Genomic DNA, 13,641 nt, shown 5'->3' with positions numbered 1-13,641 from the left:
GGGAGACTGGCGCCCTGCAGCGTCGGGCCGTTCTGATGAAAGCGATCAGCGTGCTGGGCTCCACCGGCTCGATCGGCACCCAGACCCTCGAGCTGGCCGAGGAATTCCCCGATCGCTTCAAGGTGGTGGGGCTCACCGCCGGACGCAACCTGCCCTTGCTGGTGGAGCAGATCGTGCGCCACAGCCCCGAAGTGGTGGCGTTGGCCGAGGGGGAGCTGCTGGCTGAGCTGAGCGCACGGCTCGATGCCCTGCCGAAGGAGCGGCAACCGCTGCGGCGCCCTGAGCTGCTGGGCGGCAACGAAGGGCTCTGCGCCGTTGCCGCCTGGGCCAGCGCCGATCTGGTGGTGACCGGCATCGTGGGCTGCGCCGGGCTGCTGCCGACCCTGGCGGCGGTGGAGGCAGGCAAGGATCTGGCCCTTGCCAACAAGGAAACCCTGATCGCCGCAGGGCCGGTCGTGCTGCCAGCGCTGAAGCGCAGCGGCAGTCGCCTGCTGCCGGCCGATTCGGAGCATTCCGCCATCTTCCAGTGCCTGCAGGGCACCCCCTGGGCCGACACCGCCCGCCTCTCCACCGGCGTTCCCACCCCGGGGCTGCGCCGCCTCCAGCTCACCGCCTCGGGCGGTGCCTTCCGCGACTGGCCGGCCGCCGATCTGGCCAAGGCCACCGTGGCCGATGCCACCAGCCACCCCAACTGGAGCATGGGGCGGAAGATCACGGTGGATTCCGCCACCTTGATGAACAAGGGGCTGGAGGTGATCGAAGCCCACTACCTCTTCGGCCTCGATTTCGACCACATCGAGATCGTGATCCATCCCCAGAGCATCATCCACTCGATGGTGGAGCTGGTGGATTCGTCGGTGCTGGCGCAGCTGGGCTGGCCCGACATGAAGCTGCCGATTCTCTACTGCCTCAGCTGGCCGGAGCGGCTGGAAACCCCCTGGCGCCGCCTCGATCTCACCGAGGTGGGCACGCTCAGCTTCCGCGCCCCCGACGGCGCCAAGTATCCGTGCATGGCCCTGGCCTACGCGGCCGGCCGCGCCGGCGGCACGATGCCGGCGGTGATGAATGCCGCCAACGAGCAGGCGGTGGCCCTGTTCCTGGAGGAACGGGTGCACTTCCTCGACATTCCGAAACTGATCGAACAGGTCTGCGACCGCCACCGGGCCGACCTCAGCGCCGCCCCCTCGCTCGCTGACGTGCTTGCCGTTGATTCCTGGGCGCGCCAGGCCGTGCGGGAGGCCGCCGCGGCCACCGGCCGCACTCTGCTGACCGCATGAGCAGCGGCATCCTGCCGGCGTCAGCCGGCGTCGAGCGCCACCTGCTGCTCTGCGCCACCCCCACCAAGGCCCTGTGCGGTGATCCAGCGGTGGGAGCCGCCAGTTGGGCCCTGCTCAAGCGCCTGCTGCGCGAGCGCGGCCTGGAGGACCCGGGGCGCCCCCAGGGAGTGGTGCTGCGCTCCAAAGCCGACTGCCTGCGCGTGTGCGAAGGCGGGCCGATCCTGCTGATCTGGCCGGAAGGCCTCTGGTACGGCGGTGTGACGCCGGAGCGGATCGAGCGGATCGTGGACGACCACCTGATCGCCGGCCGTCCCATCGACGACTGGGTGATTCGCCGCACGCCGTTCGCCCCCACCGCCACCGGCGTTCAGGGGCTCCCCTGCACCTGATCCAGCAGCCAGCGCGTCACCAGCAGATCCGACCAGCTGCCCCCCGGGCCGTGGAAGCCGTTGTGGCCGCCCGCCTGACTGAGCACGATCTGCAGCGGTGAGGCCGGCGTGAGCCGCTCCTGCAACGCCACCGCGGGGGCAGCGGGCACCCATGGATCGTCGAGGGCATGCACCAGCAGCAGAGGGGGCAAAGGCCGCGCTGGAGGTTCTCCCGCCAGGCAGCCCTGCAGCAGCCAGAGCGGACTGGCGCCCGCGTAGTAGGCCTCCACCGACTCGAATCCCCAGCGCGGCGCGGTGATCAGGGCGTCGAAGGCGCGGATCGACTCCACCGCCTGCAGCTGGCTGCGCTGCCCGTCCTGCAGGCCACCGGGATCGGCCAGGGTCTGCTGGCGCAGGCGCTGCAGCAGCCAGCGCTCGTACAGGCGGTTGCGGGGCCGACCGATGGCGGCCGAACTGCTGGCCAGATCGATCGGGGAACTCACGACCACCAGGCCGTCCAGCAATCCCGGGGCGGAGGCGTCGAGCAGGCCATTGAGCAGCACGGTGCCGCCGAGCGACAGCCCCACCCCCAGCAGAGGGCGGCCGGCGGCGAGGCTGCGGGCCTGCCGCAGCGCCGGGATCAGATCGCGGTTGCAGCGGGCGGCGTAGGTACCCCGCGCCAGGCTCCGGCCCGCTCCCGCGCCGCGCAGGTTCAGCCGCAGCACGGCAAACCCCGCCTGCCGCAGGACATGCGCCAGCCGCAGCAGGCCGATGCTGCGGCTGGAGCCGCCCAGCCCATGCAGCAGCAGCACGAGGGCGTGGGGGCTGGCGGCGGAACCGTCGGGGCCAGCAGCGGGGGCATCAAGGCAGCCGAGCAGGGCTTCGCCTCCGGGCAGCGCCAGCGGCACCGCCTGGGCCGACTCCGCCGGTAAGCGCTCTGGACGCAGCGTGTCGCGCAGGGTCTGGAGATCGGCGCCCCACCAGGGCGCCCGGGGCTGGAAGGGCGGCACGCCCAGGTGATCCAGCAAAGCCGCAGCAGTCAACGTCAACGGGGCGATCAGGCGCGCGCGGGGCTGGCGCCGGCCGCCCCCTCCAGCCACTGGGCCAGGGAGCTGGGCGGCAGGTCCTGGCTGCTGGTGATTTCGATGAGACGACCGATGGAGGCGGGCGCTTCGACGGCATCGAGGCAGACGCGCGCCACGAGGCGGCGGGGAATGCTGTTGCTCTCCTGCTGATCCGGACCGCTGAAACGCAGCCCTTCGCTCTCGAGACCCTCCTCGCTTTCGCGCAGCCCACCGGGGCGGATCACGGTCCAATCCAGGCCGCTGCTCTCCAGCCAGCGCTCGCCGACGCGCTTCCAGATCAGGATCAGGCCGAACAGGTTGAGCGGGTGAAACAGCCGGCCGCTGCAGAGCGAGCTCACCAGCACCACGCGCTTGACCCCGGCGGCACGGCAGGCGGCGATCTGGCTGCGGATCGCCAGCGCATCCACCTGCAGGGGACCGGTCAGGTCGATCGACGGGCGCGCGCCGGTGGCGATCACCAGCGCCTCCACGCCGGCGAGTGCCTGCTGCAGGGCGCTCTGGTCGGACAGTTCCAGCCGGATCAGCTCCGCCCCTTCCAGTCCTTCAGGGACGTTCGAGCCCGGCCGCAGGATCGCCCGCACCGAATAACCACGGCGGCGCGCTTCCTGTACAACCCGCCAGCCGGTCTTGCCGGAGGCACCAGTGACGGCCAGCAGTGCCGGAGTGGAGGGGAAGGGCATCAGAACAACGGCAGCAATTCCTGTTCCAGGCAGCGGGCCTGCACCACCGAGCCGAGATGGCGCAGCAGACGGACCCGCAGGATCACGGGGTCGATGTCGCACTCCTGCTGGAAACAACCCTCAAGGTGCTCACGGAGGAGGGGTTCCGGCAGACCGGACTCGGGGAACTCTCTCATCGGGGCCTCAACGGCGCGGAGAACAGCGGGGGCTGCAGGTCCTGGGGGGATGGCCTGAACGTAGGGGCGGAAGCGGGAAAAACCCTGGGAACAAACCCCCATTCTTTCCGCTCAGGCAGCCACAGCGAGGGGCGGCACAATGGCGCCACCGCAGGGAACCGTGGCCGCACCCTCCTTCGATCTTGGCAGGCGTGCCCCAGGCACCGCCACAGCCGCATCCGGAGCGGCAGCGGAAGCGGCGTCCGGCCCGGCCACCGGCGGCGGGCTCAGGCCGCGCCAGTGGCAACGCCAGCTGATCGACCTGATGCGGCGGCGGCTGGTGCGCGCCGGGCCGCAGGGCGAAGACGTGCTGGTGCATGCCGGGCCCGGAGCCGGCAAGACCCTGGGGGCGCTGCTGGGGTTCCAGCGCCTGCTGGCGGAAGGGCGGCTGAGCCATTTCCTGGTGTTCTGCCATCGCCAGTCGATCGCCAGCCAATGGCGCTCCTCCGCCGCACGCCTGGGCCTGGAGCTGGGGGAGCTCGATCTCGAATCGAGCGCTGCAGGCGAAGGCAGTGGCAGTAGCGGCTGGAGTGGGATGGTCCCCGGCCAGGGGCTGCTGATCAGCTACCAGAGCGCGGCCCGGCACCGGCTGCAATTGGAGCGCGAGCTGGCGGGCCTTCAGGCCGGCAAGGTGCTGGCGATCGCCGATGAGGTGCACCACCTCGGCCTCGATCCCGACGATCCGGAAGCCACCGCCTGGAGCCATGCCTTCGGCCGCCTCAGCCGGAACTGCGTGATGCGCCTAGGGCTGAGCGGCACTCCGTTCCGCGCCGACAACCTCGGTTTCAGCGCCTCCCGCCGCATCGCCCGGCGGCAGGAGGGCGTGATCGTCGAGGAGATCGCCCCCGACCTGAGCGTGGAACCGCGCCAGTTGATTGATCAGGGGGACGTGCGGCCGCTGGAGTTCCGCTTCCAGGACGGTTGGGTCGACCACGGCCAGGCCAGCGCCGATGGGGCGCTGGCGGCAACTGAACTGGAGCGTTCGCCCCTTTCCGCCGAGCACCGGGAGAGCTGGCGCGCCCGCAACCTGCGTCGGGCGATCCGCCTGGGGGATCCCAGCAGCATTGCCCTGCGGGTGCTGCTTCAGGCGAGGCGCAAGCTCGAAACACTTCGCAACACCGACCATCCCGAGGCCGGCGGCCTGGTGATCGCCCGCGACATCGCCCATGCCCGCGGCCTCTCCGGACTGCTGGAGGAACAGGGCGACCAGGTGCTGCTGGTGCATTCGCAGGATCCGGAGGCGGCCCAGCGGCTGGCGGACTTTCGCGCCGGTGGCGCCGACTGGCTGGTGAGCATCGACATGTGCGCCGAAGGTTTCGATGCCCCTCGCGTGCGGGTGGTGGCCTACCTGACCACCGTGGTCACCCGCAGCCGCTTCGTGCAGGCGATTACGCGGGCCGTCCGCGTCGATGGCCAGCGGGCGGAACAGGAAACGATCCCAAGGCACCCCTCCTATGTGTATGCGCCCGCCGACCCTTTGCTGGTCAGTTATGCGCGCACCTGGTCGGTGGCAGAGCCCTATCTGATCCAGCCGAAGCCCATGCCGGAGGAGCCCGGGGCCGCGGCGGGTGGACGCGCGCCTGGGTTGCCACTGGAGGCCCTGCGCGATGAAGCCGGCGAGGTGATCCGGCTGCGCGGGCCCCAGCTGCCCGGCTTCCTGCACACCCGTCAGCGCGCCTGAAGCGGTGGGCACGCAGGGTGGCGTGTCAGCGCAGGGGTTTCAGCGGCGGCGCGGGCCGCCCGGACGGTTGCCACCCGGGCGCGGGCCCGTGGCACCGGCGTTGCGTTCCCGGTAGGTGATGCGGCCACGGGTGAGGTCATAAGGGCTGATCTCGACCAGCACCTTGTCACCGGCCAGCAGCTTGATGCGGAACTTGGTGAGCTTGCCTGCAGCACGGCACAGGCACTGGTGGCCAGCGGGCTGATCGAGGGTCACCAGGTAGAAACCATTGCCCTGTTCCTTCTCGATCACGCCCGAGGTTTCGATCATGCGGAGCGGGTGCTCAATCTGTAGGAGAAGGCACAGCTTAAATTGGCGCCTCTCCCCCCCCCCTCCAGGCCGGCCCCTCTCCACACCGGTAAGCAGCGCAACTCCTGAACCACAAGCTGAGCATCACGCCTGAGCCAGCAGAGTGCCCGCCCTGCGCCAGCTGAGCAGTGCCCCCGAGCCAGCGGACCACTGGCCCAGTGACGCCCCGAGCAAGCCACACCGGCAACAGGCCCTACCCCCAGCAGCATCAGACCCAAACCTCAGTGGCACGCAGGCCGAAACCCCGCCGACCTGCCACCACAACGCTGTCGCCCCCCAACCCCTAGGGTCTGCGATCGCTCCGGGGCCAAGCCTTGATCGTTCCTTCCCTGTCCCTCGATCTGGGCTTGCTGCTGATTTCCATCGGCGCAGTGAACCTTTGGCGCGCACGCCGCAGCGCCAGCTGAGTGGCGATGAGCCTGCCTGCGCAATCCAGCTTGCTGCCTGGATCTGCCTCAGGCCAATGGCTGGGCTGGTTCCGCATCGGAAGGCTGGCTGAACGGGGTGGAGCCACATGGGACTGGGCTCCTCTGGGTGGATCACAGCCGCCGGGGCCCGGTCAGGGTTTGGCTCGCGGGCCCGATCTGATTGAGTTCCGAAACCAGAAATGAACTCCGGCAGGTTGCGCCAGATGGGGGCCAGTGCCATGGCTTGCCTGGCGGCATCAGCCAGCTGGTTCAAGCCAGCTCAGGAGCCTGTGAGGCACTGCCTACCGGCTTTGAGCTTCCGTCTGCTGCCCGCAAGCCTTGGAGCTGAGGACTGGAAGCTGTCTCCATCAAGCTGTCGCCTTCCTGCAGTGGCCATCAAGCAGTTGTCATCAAGCAGAGGGCTCCAAACTGTCCCCTACCAGCTTTGATCTGCAAGCCATGGCCTTCCTGCGGAGGTCCATGGCAATGGACTCCATGCTGTGGCCGTTCTGCTGTGGCCGATCTGCTGTGGCCTTCGTGCGGTGGGCTCCATGCTGGTGCCTGAGGCCAGAGGGCGACACACACCATTCCACCCCAACCACCGCCACCAACAGCTAACGAGCAACGACCGTGCCCACCCTGCTGTTCCACAAGCCCTACGGCGTGCTCAGCCAGTTCACGGCAGAACCGGGAAGCCCATGGGTGCACCTGGCAGAGTTCATCCCGGTGCGGGAGGTCTACGCCGCCGGACGGCTGGATGCCGACAGTGAGGGACTGCTGCTGCTCACGAGCGTGGGCCGCCTGCAGCAACGGCTCACCGATCCCCGCTGGGGACACTGGCGCCGCTACTGGGTACAGGTGGAAGGGGAGCCCACCCCGGCCGGGCTGGCCGCCCTGCAAGCGGGGGTGACCATCCAGGGCCAGCGCACCCTGCCCGCCCGGGCCCGGCTGCTGGCGGATCCCGGCCTGCCGCCACGGGATCCACCGATCCGTGAGCGGCGCGCCATTCCCACCAGCTGGCTGGAACTGGAGCTGCGCGAGGGGCGCAATCGGCAGGTGCGCCGCATGACCGCGGCAGTGGGATGGCCCACCCTGCGGCTGATCCGCACCGCCATCGACCTGATGGACGGTCAGCCGCCGCTGGATCTGATCGACCTGCCGGCCGGCCAGTGGCGCCCGGTGAGCCAGGCAGAGGAGGAACGCCTGCAGCGGCTGCTCCTGATTGCTTCCGCCCAGAGCGACGGTCCCGTCCGAGGGCGAGGCGGACGGGCCGGTGGCGGGAAATCCGGGCGCAACGGCGGTGGCGGATAGGGAGGCTTGGCATCCATGCCGCTCAGCCGATCACCTGTTGCAGCTCCCGCACCGTTTGCAGTTGGCCGTAGTAGTAGTTCGCTCTGGAGCGCCGATCGGGATCCTCCAGCGCGTCGAGGGCATCAAATCCCAGGCTCTGCCACAGCTCATGGCCGCAGGCACGGTTCAACTCCTGCACCGATTCCTGCTCCAGGTTGGCGAGACGCCGCTGCAGGTTCTTGATCTGAGCAATCGACATGGGGCGAACAGGGCCGGGGGGTGAAAGAGGCAGGAAGCGGGGGAGAGACCCAGCAGGGGCGCCGGAGAGGCGCGGCAGGAACTGAGAAGTGACGAGGGAGAGGCTGGGGGGGAGGTGCCCAGTGGACAGGGAGCAGCCTTGCAGCGGATGGGCAGCAGGGAAGCGACTGGGGGAAAAGAAGCAGGAAGTGAAAGGGGGCGAACTGGAGCCGGCGTCAGCGGACCAGCCCCCTCAGCCAATGTCCGCCCCATCAGCCACTGCGCCGCCTCACTCCACCACTGGCCCACTCACACAACCACTGGGCCGCCTGATTCAGCCACTGGACTTCCTGCTTCAACCACTGGGGCTCCTCCAGCCCTTCAAACGGCCTTCCCCATTCTCCTGCCATAGTACAGATGAACTTACCCCAGCTGTATCACCCAGCCAGGCTTCCGGGTCTGCGATGTGGCCAAAGCCTGGGAACAATTCCAACCGCAGCCATGGACGGCCATGGACAGACAGGACAGACAGAAAGACGCGGCCAGACAGTCAGGTGCGGCCAATCGCCTGAAGCTCAGAAGGGAAGCTTCTTCTTGGCGCTCTTGTCGAGATCGGCCTCCATCTCGCGCAGACGCCGCAGGATCGTGTCGTAATACTCCTTGAGGTAGTCCTCCAGGCGGGTGGTAGCGGCCGGGTCCAGCCCGAAGGCGGCATAGCTCTCCTCCATCGGTGCCTCCAGGCTCTGGCCTCCCCCTGTCACGTCGGCGAAAGCCAGCCGTTCAGCCACCTGCACCCCGGGCTCGAAGAACGACGCCAGACCCTGCATCAGACGGATCAGGAAGGGCCGCACACGGAACACGCGAGCCGATCGCCCGCTGTAGCGCTCGCACAGCTGGGTGACTTCCCCGGTGTTCCAGGCCTTCGGCCCCACCACAGGAAAGGACTGGCGGATCGTTTCGTCATGGCTCAGGGCCGCCACCGAAAATCGGGCTACGTCCTGGGTGTTCATGTAGGCGATCGGCGTGGGCGTTCCGCTCACCCACACCGTCTGGCTTTCGAGCACCGGGATGGCGAACTGACCGATCACCCCCTGCATGAAGGCCACGCAGCGCAGGATCGTGAAATCCAGTTGGGAGGCCGCCAGCAACTGCTCGGTGCAGTATTTGATATCCATCAGCGGCACGTTGCGGTGCTGCGCCGCCTCCAGCAGCGACACGAACACGAAGCGCTTCACGTTGGCCGCTTCGCAGGCCCGCACCAGATTGAGCTTTCCCTGCCAGTCGATCGTGTAGATGCCGGCACTGTCGGTGGGGCGGGCGGTGGCCGCATCGATCACCGCTTCCTGGCCCTCAAGGGCGTAGGCGAGGCTGTCGGGTTCCAGCAGGTCACCACGGGTGAGCTCGCAGCCCCATTCCTGCAGGAACGAGGCCTTGCGAGGGGAGCGCACCATGCAACGCACCTGATGCCCCTGCTCCAGCGCGTGCCGGGCGATCTGGCGGCCGAGAGTTCCTGTGGCGCCGACGACCAGAACCTGCATGAACCACCGGTGGATAGGGCGCTGAGCCTAAAGCTGAGGCAGGGGGCGACGCGCCGCAGGCGGCTCAGTCTTTCTGCAGCTTGAGCAGCAGGGCACCGCCGGCCAGACCCACGGGGATGAGCACCCAGAAGATCGCCGCGATGCCGAAGATTTCAGAGGCCATGGCCCATTGGGAAAACGGCTACCTATTTAGCGCCCCGGCCCGTTCGAGCACCAGTGGCCAGGGGGCATCGGTGCGGAACTGGCCGGGCATCACCCCACTGGCGCAGGCCTCCCATCCCTGGTTGTGCAGGTCTGCGAGCAGTGCCTGCAACCGCGGCGGACCGCCCCCCAGGCGCCGGCCCAGCTCGGCCAGGGGCCAGCAGCGCGCGGGCAGGCCCGCGTCGGCGGCGAGGCTGCCCAACAGGCGGGCGGCAGCACGGCAGAGCGAAGCATCCTCCGCCGCAGTGGCAGCACGGATCGCCGTGAGCGTGGCGGGATCCTGCAGCGGACCGATCCAGAGCGGGCCACTCACCGCCAGCGCGGCCGCAGGCTCGCAGCACACCTGCCACTGGCGCAGGCGCAGCAGGCTCTGCACCTGCTGCTCACCGCAGTGGTGGCAGTGCGCCAGCAGGCCGAGCTGCCTTTCCTCGCCCGCCAAGGGCCGGCGCAGGATCCGCACCGCCGTGCGGAACGTGCGGCCCTCACTGAAGCTGAACACCGGCTGCAGGCCCCGCCCCATGGCCCAGGCCGTGCGGGCGATCACCCCCAGCTGCAGGCGCAGCGCCAGCTCCCAGCTGGCCGGGTGGGCCCGCGCCGCAGCCCCCAGGGTGCGCACGGCGGCAGAACGGTCGTGGCCGGTGGGGGAGCGGCCATCAGTGCTGGCCACGTAGAGCACACCGCCGAAAGCCACCGCCTCCAGCGCCAGCGGCAACAGGGGAGTGGGACAGCCGAAGGCGTCAAGATCAACGAGCTCGAAGCGCTCCTGCCGCTGCAGGCAACCCGCTAGCAGCTGCTGGGCGGTGAGGGCGGAGCAGCGCAACTCCAGCCCCGGGCGATCCGCCAGGGGGGCAAGGTTGGCGTGCAGCAGCGGCTGACGGTCGGGATCGGCGTCGTTGGCCCACACCAGCTGGGCCGGGCTCTCCTGGCCGTAGCGCAACGCCCGGATGCCGCAGCCGGTCATGAGGTCGAGCACCCGCAGGGGGCCCGCCAGGCTGAGCTGGCGCGCCAGCAGCACCCCCAGATCACGGGAGGGCCGGGATTCCGGCCGGAAGAACCCCTGACCCGTGCACAGCGCTGCTGAAGCTTCGCAATAGTGAGAGGTGTCTTGCGTGAACCCGCTCCGTTGGTGACATCCCTGGGCCAGCCTGTCGCAACGGCCGGACCCGACTGGGGCCGCGCGGCGGTGTGGCGATGGCGCGGGCTCGACTGCCACTGGCGCGTGCTGGGCGATCCGGACGGGCCACCACTGCTGCTGCTGCATGGCTTCGCCGCCGGCAGCGGCCACTGGCGGGCCACCGCCGGCCCACTGGCAGCCGCAGGCTGGTGCGTCTATGGCCTCGATCTGATCGGCTTCGGCGCCTCGGCCCAGCCGGCGATGCGCCTCGACAACCGGCTCTGGGCCCGTCAGGCCCAGGGGTTTCTTGAACAGGTGGTGCAACAGCCGGCCGTGCTGATCGGGCACTCGCTGGGAGGGCTGGTGGCACTCAGCTGCGGCGTGTTCTTTCCCGCCTGGGTGCGGGGGGTGGTGGCCGCACCGCTGCCGGATCCCACTTTGCTGATGCCCGTGCCGGCGCGGCGGGCGCCATGGCAGCGCTGGCTGCAACGCCGGGCGGTGGTGTGGCTCTGCCGGCTGCTGCCGCTGGAGCTGCTGGTGCCCCTGATCGCCCGCACGCCGCTGCTGGATCTGGGCATCCAGTCGGCCTACAACTCGCCGGTGATCGGCGACAGCGCCCTGCACCAGCTCATCGCCCGTCCGGCACGTCGCCCCACCGCCGCCTGGGCCCTACGCGGCATGAGCATCGGTATGGCGCTGCGCCCCCGTGGAGCCACCGCAGCGGTGCTGCTGCAGCGCCTGCGCCGGCCGCTGCTGGTGCTGTGGGGGGAAGCCGATCGGTTGGTGCCGATCGAGGTGGCCGCCGAGATGCGGAAGCTCCGGCCCGACCTCGAACTGCACAAGCTGGAGGGGGTGGGCCATTGCCCACACGACGAAGATCCCGCCACGGTCGATCGCCTGCTGCAGGCCTGGCTTCGCCGTCTGCCACCCCGGCCCGAGGATCCCCGCTGAGCACCCGGCCCTGAGGGCCGTGAGGCCAGCGCGTAATTTGGGAAGCTGATCGCCTGCTGTGCCCGCCGGGAATGAAGCACACCCTCTCGGTGCTGGTGGAGGACCAATCCGGTGCCCTCAGCCGGATTTCTGGATTGTTCGCCCGCCGCGGCTTCAACATCGAGAGCCTGGCGGTGGGCCCGGCCGAGCAGCGGGGCGTCTCGCGCCTCACCATGGTGGTGGAGGGCGACGATCGCACGCTCGAGCAGATGACCAAGCACCTCAACAAGCTGGTCAACGTGCTCAACGTGATCGACCTCTCCACGATTCCTGCGGTGGAGCGCGAACTGATGCTGCTCAAGGTGGCGGCGCCGGCCGAGAGCCGAGCCGCCATCCTGGATCTGGTGCAGGTGTTCCGCGCCAACGTGGTGGACGTGGCCGACAACGCCCTGATCCTTGAGGTGGTGGGCGACCCGGGCAAGCTGGTGGCTCTCGAGCAGATCCTCGAGAGCTACGGAATCCTCGAAATCGTGCGCACCGGAAAAGTGGCCCTGGAGCGGGCCTCCGGTGTGAACACCGCCTACCTCAAGACCACCGCCTCAGAGAAACGGGTGCCGGCCTGAGGCGCCTCAGGGCTGACCCTTCACCAGGGTGCCGCCCTCGATCACGCTGGCCTTCACCAGCTTGTCTCCCTGCTGGATGCGGTCCACCACGTCCATGCCCTTCACCACGCGGCCGAACACGGCGTAGCGGCCGTCGAGCTCGGGAAGCGGCCGCAGAGCCACGTAGAACTGCGCACTGGCGGAGTTGGGGTCCTCGGAGCGGGCCATGGCGATGGCACCGCGCTCGTGCACGAGCCGCAGCTGCGCTGCATCCGCCGGATCGGTGAGCTGCTCGCCGTAGCGGGGAGTGGCCTTGCCCTTCATGCCCAGTTCCAGCGGAATGAAGCGGGGCTGACCGGTGCTGGGGTCCACGAAGCTGCCGGTGCCGAACAGCTCGGGACTCACGCCGGGGGTGGCGCTCTGGGGGTCACCGCCCTGCACCACGAACGGTGTGGGCTGGTTCACCACTCGGTGAAAGACAGTGTTGTTGTAGGTACCGCGGCGCACCAGGTCGACGAAATTGCCGGCGGTGAGGGGGGCATCAGCGCCATTGAGCTCCACGACCACATCGCCGCGGCTGGTCTGGAGCGACACCACGGCCTTGCCGCTCAGGCAGGGGCTGGCGGCAGAGGCGCAACCGAGAGCGGCCTGGCTCTGATCGCTGCCGCAAGCGCTGAGGCCGAAGGGTGTGAACAGCAGCAGGCTCACCAGAAGGGTGCGGGTGAGCGAGAACGCCATCGTGTTCATACGCCCTCCAGAGGCACCTTGAGGAAGCGGGCGAGTTCCGCGCCGCTCTGCTCCAGCTCGGCCAGAGGCAGCGGTTCGCCCACCCGGGTGAGGGGCAGGTCGCGGCGCCCCAGCACACGCAGGGCAAGACGACGGCGCGGGTTAAGGCCGTCGCGCACGTCCACCTTGACGGCCTGAATCTCGCGCAGGGGCAGCTCGAAGCTGATCAGGCTGCGGAAGCCGCGGCGGCTGATCGTGGCCGTGCCGCTGCTGCGATCGAAGCGGTTGGCACCGGCGCCCACGTCGATGCTGATCACGCTCCAGAGATAGAGGGAGAGCAACAGGGCTGCCACGCCATAGGCCCCCATCACCAAGCCCTGTGGAACCCAGGCAAGGCTGGCGGGGTGCCCGATCGGCAGCAGATCGATCCCCAGCCGGCTCGAGAGGCTGGTGAGCAGGAAGCCAGCGCCTCCAGCACTCACGGCCGAGGCCACCAGCAGGTTGGAGAGGCGCCGGGATCCCTGCACCGACTGCTCAAGCACATCGGCGGGATCGCTGGCGCGGGGAGCTGGACTGGCGGCCGGGTCGGGGCGCGGCGGAGTGCCGGCGGAGGAAGAAGCCGGGGGCATGGGAGCGGGGGTGGTGGCGGAAGACTTGCCATCCTCGCCTCCATGCCGCGAGGCTGTGGAAAAGCGAAGACGGGACCAGCGAAAAGGTTGCTGGGTTCGGCACCATGCCGCCGCCGCTGGGCAATCAGAAGAATTGCTTAAGAACGCTGGCTGCGGCAAGGGTGTCAGCCCATTTCGGGCTTCCTCGCAGCGGTGGGTTTCGTTGTTACGATCCTGCGGTATCCCTCAGCTTGGCGGGATTTCCGCACTTTTTCTTCCCATGACGATTGCTGTAGGGCGCGCGCCTTCGGCTCGGGGATGGTTCGACGTCCTC

General features: G+C 69.2%; 16 protein-coding genes. 6 read left to right on the top strand and 10 right to left on the bottom strand.

Annotation, left to right across the window (positions count from 1 at the left end; translation table 11 throughout):
- Positions 1-35: 35 nt before the first annotated feature.
- Positions 36-1,277 (top strand): 1-deoxy-D-xylulose-5-phosphate reductoisomerase, encoded by a 1,242-nt coding sequence (locus ACWJI3_RS11760; RefSeq protein WP_480203792.1) that lies wholly within the window; start codon positions 36-38, stop codon positions 1,275-1,277.
- Positions 1,274-1,666, top strand: coding sequence for a (2Fe-2S) ferredoxin domain-containing protein (locus tag ACWJI3_RS11755; protein ID WP_094513072.1), 393 nt, complete (start codon positions 1,274-1,276; stop codon positions 1,664-1,666). Before ACWJI3_RS11760 ends, ACWJI3_RS11755 begins: the two co-directional genes overlap by 4 nt.
- Here ACWJI3_RS11755 and ACWJI3_RS11750 read toward each other — a convergent pair.
- Genes ACWJI3_RS11750 through ACWJI3_RS11740 form a run of 3 tightly spaced genes read right to left on the bottom strand, consistent with a single transcriptional unit; the run spans position 1,645 to position 3,586 of the window.
- On the bottom strand, positions 1,645-2,688 hold the full coding sequence (locus ACWJI3_RS11750) for an alpha/beta fold hydrolase (protein ID WP_255141201.1): 1,044 nt from the start codon (positions 2,686-2,688) through the stop codon (positions 1,645-1,647). The two genes, ACWJI3_RS11755 and ACWJI3_RS11750, sit on opposite strands and share 22 nt — an antisense overlap.
- Positions 2,689-2,702: 14 nt before the next feature.
- Entirely contained in the window at positions 2,703-3,410 is a 708-nt protein-coding gene (locus tag ACWJI3_RS11745; RefSeq protein ID WP_480203791.1) for an SDR family oxidoreductase, read from the bottom strand.
- Complete coding sequence (locus ACWJI3_RS11740) at positions 3,410-3,586, bottom strand: hypothetical protein (protein ID WP_198948295.1); 177 nt, start codon at positions 3,584-3,586, stop codon at positions 3,410-3,412. Before ACWJI3_RS11740 ends, ACWJI3_RS11745 begins: the two co-directional genes overlap by 1 nt.
- Before the next feature lie 160 nt (positions 3,587-3,746).
- Here ACWJI3_RS11740 and ACWJI3_RS11735 point away from each other — a divergent pair, with 160 nt between their 5' ends.
- Complete coding sequence (locus ACWJI3_RS11735) at positions 3,747-5,306, top strand: DEAD/DEAH box helicase (protein WP_480203790.1); 1,560 nt, start codon at positions 3,747-3,749, stop codon at positions 5,304-5,306.
- Positions 5,307-5,345: 39 nt separating this feature from the next.
- On the opposite strand, the gene infA is transcribed toward ACWJI3_RS11735, so the two are convergent.
- Positions 5,346-5,615, bottom strand: coding sequence for a translation initiation factor IF-1 (gene infA, locus ACWJI3_RS11730; RefSeq protein WP_094513069.1), 270 nt, complete (start codon positions 5,613-5,615; stop codon positions 5,346-5,348).
- A gap of 1,076 nt (positions 5,616-6,691) precedes the next feature.
- Between infA and ACWJI3_RS11725 the strand changes: the two genes are divergently transcribed.
- A complete protein-coding gene (locus ACWJI3_RS11725) occupies positions 6,692-7,372 on the top strand; it encodes a pseudouridine synthase (RefSeq protein ID WP_480203789.1) in 681 nt (226 codons plus the stop codon).
- A gap of 22 nt (positions 7,373-7,394) precedes the next feature.
- On the opposite strand, the gene ACWJI3_RS11720 is transcribed toward ACWJI3_RS11725, so the two are convergent.
- The 4 genes from ACWJI3_RS11720 to ACWJI3_RS11705 all read right to left on the bottom strand — a co-directional run bounded on the left by ACWJI3_RS11720 (position 7,395) and on the right by ACWJI3_RS11705 (position 10,342).
- Entirely contained in the window at positions 7,395-7,610 is a 216-nt protein-coding gene (locus tag ACWJI3_RS11720) for a hypothetical protein (protein ID WP_094513068.1), read from the bottom strand.
- 553 nt (positions 7,611-8,163) lie between these two features.
- The gene (locus ACWJI3_RS11715; RefSeq protein ID WP_480203788.1) at positions 8,164-9,126 is read right to left on the bottom strand and encodes an NAD(P)H-binding protein; all 963 of its coding nucleotides are present in this window, start codon (positions 9,124-9,126) and stop codon (positions 8,164-8,166) included.
- A 64-nt stretch (positions 9,127-9,190) separates the two neighbouring features.
- The gene (gene petM, locus ACWJI3_RS11710) at positions 9,191-9,289 is read right to left on the bottom strand and encodes a cytochrome b6-f complex subunit PetM (protein WP_094513066.1); all 99 of its coding nucleotides are present in this window, start codon (positions 9,287-9,289) and stop codon (positions 9,191-9,193) included.
- An 18-nt stretch (positions 9,290-9,307) separates the two neighbouring features.
- A complete protein-coding gene (locus ACWJI3_RS11705; protein WP_480203787.1) occupies positions 9,308-10,342 on the bottom strand; it encodes a N2,N2-dimethylguanosine tRNA methyltransferase in 1,035 nt (344 codons plus the stop codon).
- A gap of 111 nt (positions 10,343-10,453) precedes the next feature.
- Between ACWJI3_RS11705 and ACWJI3_RS11700 the strand changes: the two genes are divergently transcribed.
- Both ACWJI3_RS11700 and ilvN read left to right on the top strand, forming a co-directional pair.
- A complete protein-coding gene (locus ACWJI3_RS11700) occupies positions 10,454-11,392 on the top strand; it encodes an alpha/beta fold hydrolase (protein ID WP_480203931.1) in 939 nt (312 codons plus the stop codon).
- 71 nt (positions 11,393-11,463) lie between these two features.
- Complete coding sequence (gene ilvN, locus ACWJI3_RS11695) at positions 11,464-11,994, top strand: acetolactate synthase small subunit (RefSeq protein ID WP_094513065.1); 531 nt, start codon at positions 11,464-11,466, stop codon at positions 11,992-11,994.
- Between the two features lie 6 nt (positions 11,995-12,000).
- Here ilvN and ACWJI3_RS11690 read toward each other — a convergent pair whose 3' ends face one another.
- Together ACWJI3_RS11690 and ACWJI3_RS11685 are read right to left on the bottom strand one after the other, a co-directional pair.
- Complete coding sequence (locus tag ACWJI3_RS11690; protein ID WP_094513408.1) at positions 12,001-12,711, bottom strand: peptidylprolyl isomerase; 711 nt, start codon at positions 12,709-12,711, stop codon at positions 12,001-12,003.
- Between the two features lie 5 nt (positions 12,712-12,716).
- Positions 12,717-13,328 carry a photosystem I assembly protein Ycf4 gene (locus ACWJI3_RS11685; protein WP_480203786.1) on the bottom strand — a complete coding sequence of 204 codons (612 nt, stop codon included), beginning with the start codon at positions 13,326-13,328 and terminating at the stop codon, positions 12,717-12,719.
- Positions 13,329-13,641: the final 313 nt, after the last annotated feature.

This window comes from Marcopretia estuarina LEGE 06307 (genome assembly GCF_056633115.1).
This window is presented reverse-complemented; position numbering and strand designations above follow the sequence as displayed.

Bases quoted from the DNA above. Each gene is read 5' to 3' on its own strand.
- ACWJI3_RS11760 (WP_480203792.1), top strand. From the start codon at position 36: ATGAAAGCGATCAGCGTGCTGGGCTCCACCGGCTCGATCGGCACCCAG.
- ACWJI3_RS11745 (WP_480203791.1), bottom strand. From the start codon at position 3,410: ATGCCCTTCCCCTCCACTCCGGCACTGCTGGCCGTCACTGGTGCCTCC.
- ACWJI3_RS11690 (WP_094513408.1), bottom strand. From the start codon at position 12,711: ATGGCGTTCTCGCTCACCCGCACCCTTCTGGTGAGCCTGCTGCTGTTC.
- ACWJI3_RS11685 (WP_480203786.1), bottom strand. From the start codon at position 13,328: ATGCCCCCGGCTTCTTCCTCCGCCGGCACTCCGCCGCGCCCCGACCCG.
- infA (WP_094513069.1), bottom strand. From the start codon at position 5,615: ATGATCGAAACCTCGGGCGTGATCGAGAAGGAACAGGGCAATGGTTTC.
- petM (WP_094513066.1), bottom strand. From the start codon at position 9,289: ATGGCCTCTGAAATCTTCGGCATCGCGGCGATCTTCTGGGTGCTCATC.
- ACWJI3_RS11755 (WP_094513072.1), top strand. From the start codon at position 1,274: ATGAGCAGCGGCATCCTGCCGGCGTCAGCCGGCGTCGAGCGCCACCTG.
- ACWJI3_RS11715 (WP_480203788.1), bottom strand. From the start codon at position 9,126: ATGCAGGTTCTGGTCGTCGGCGCCACAGGAACTCTCGGCCGCCAGATC.
- ACWJI3_RS11720 (WP_094513068.1), bottom strand. From the start codon at position 7,610: ATGTCGATTGCTCAGATCAAGAACCTGCAGCGGCGTCTCGCCAACCTG.
- ACWJI3_RS11740 (WP_198948295.1), bottom strand. From the start codon at position 3,586: ATGAGAGAGTTCCCCGAGTCCGGTCTGCCGGAACCCCTCCTCCGTGAG.
- ilvN (WP_094513065.1), top strand. From the start codon at position 11,464: ATGAAGCACACCCTCTCGGTGCTGGTGGAGGACCAATCCGGTGCCCTC.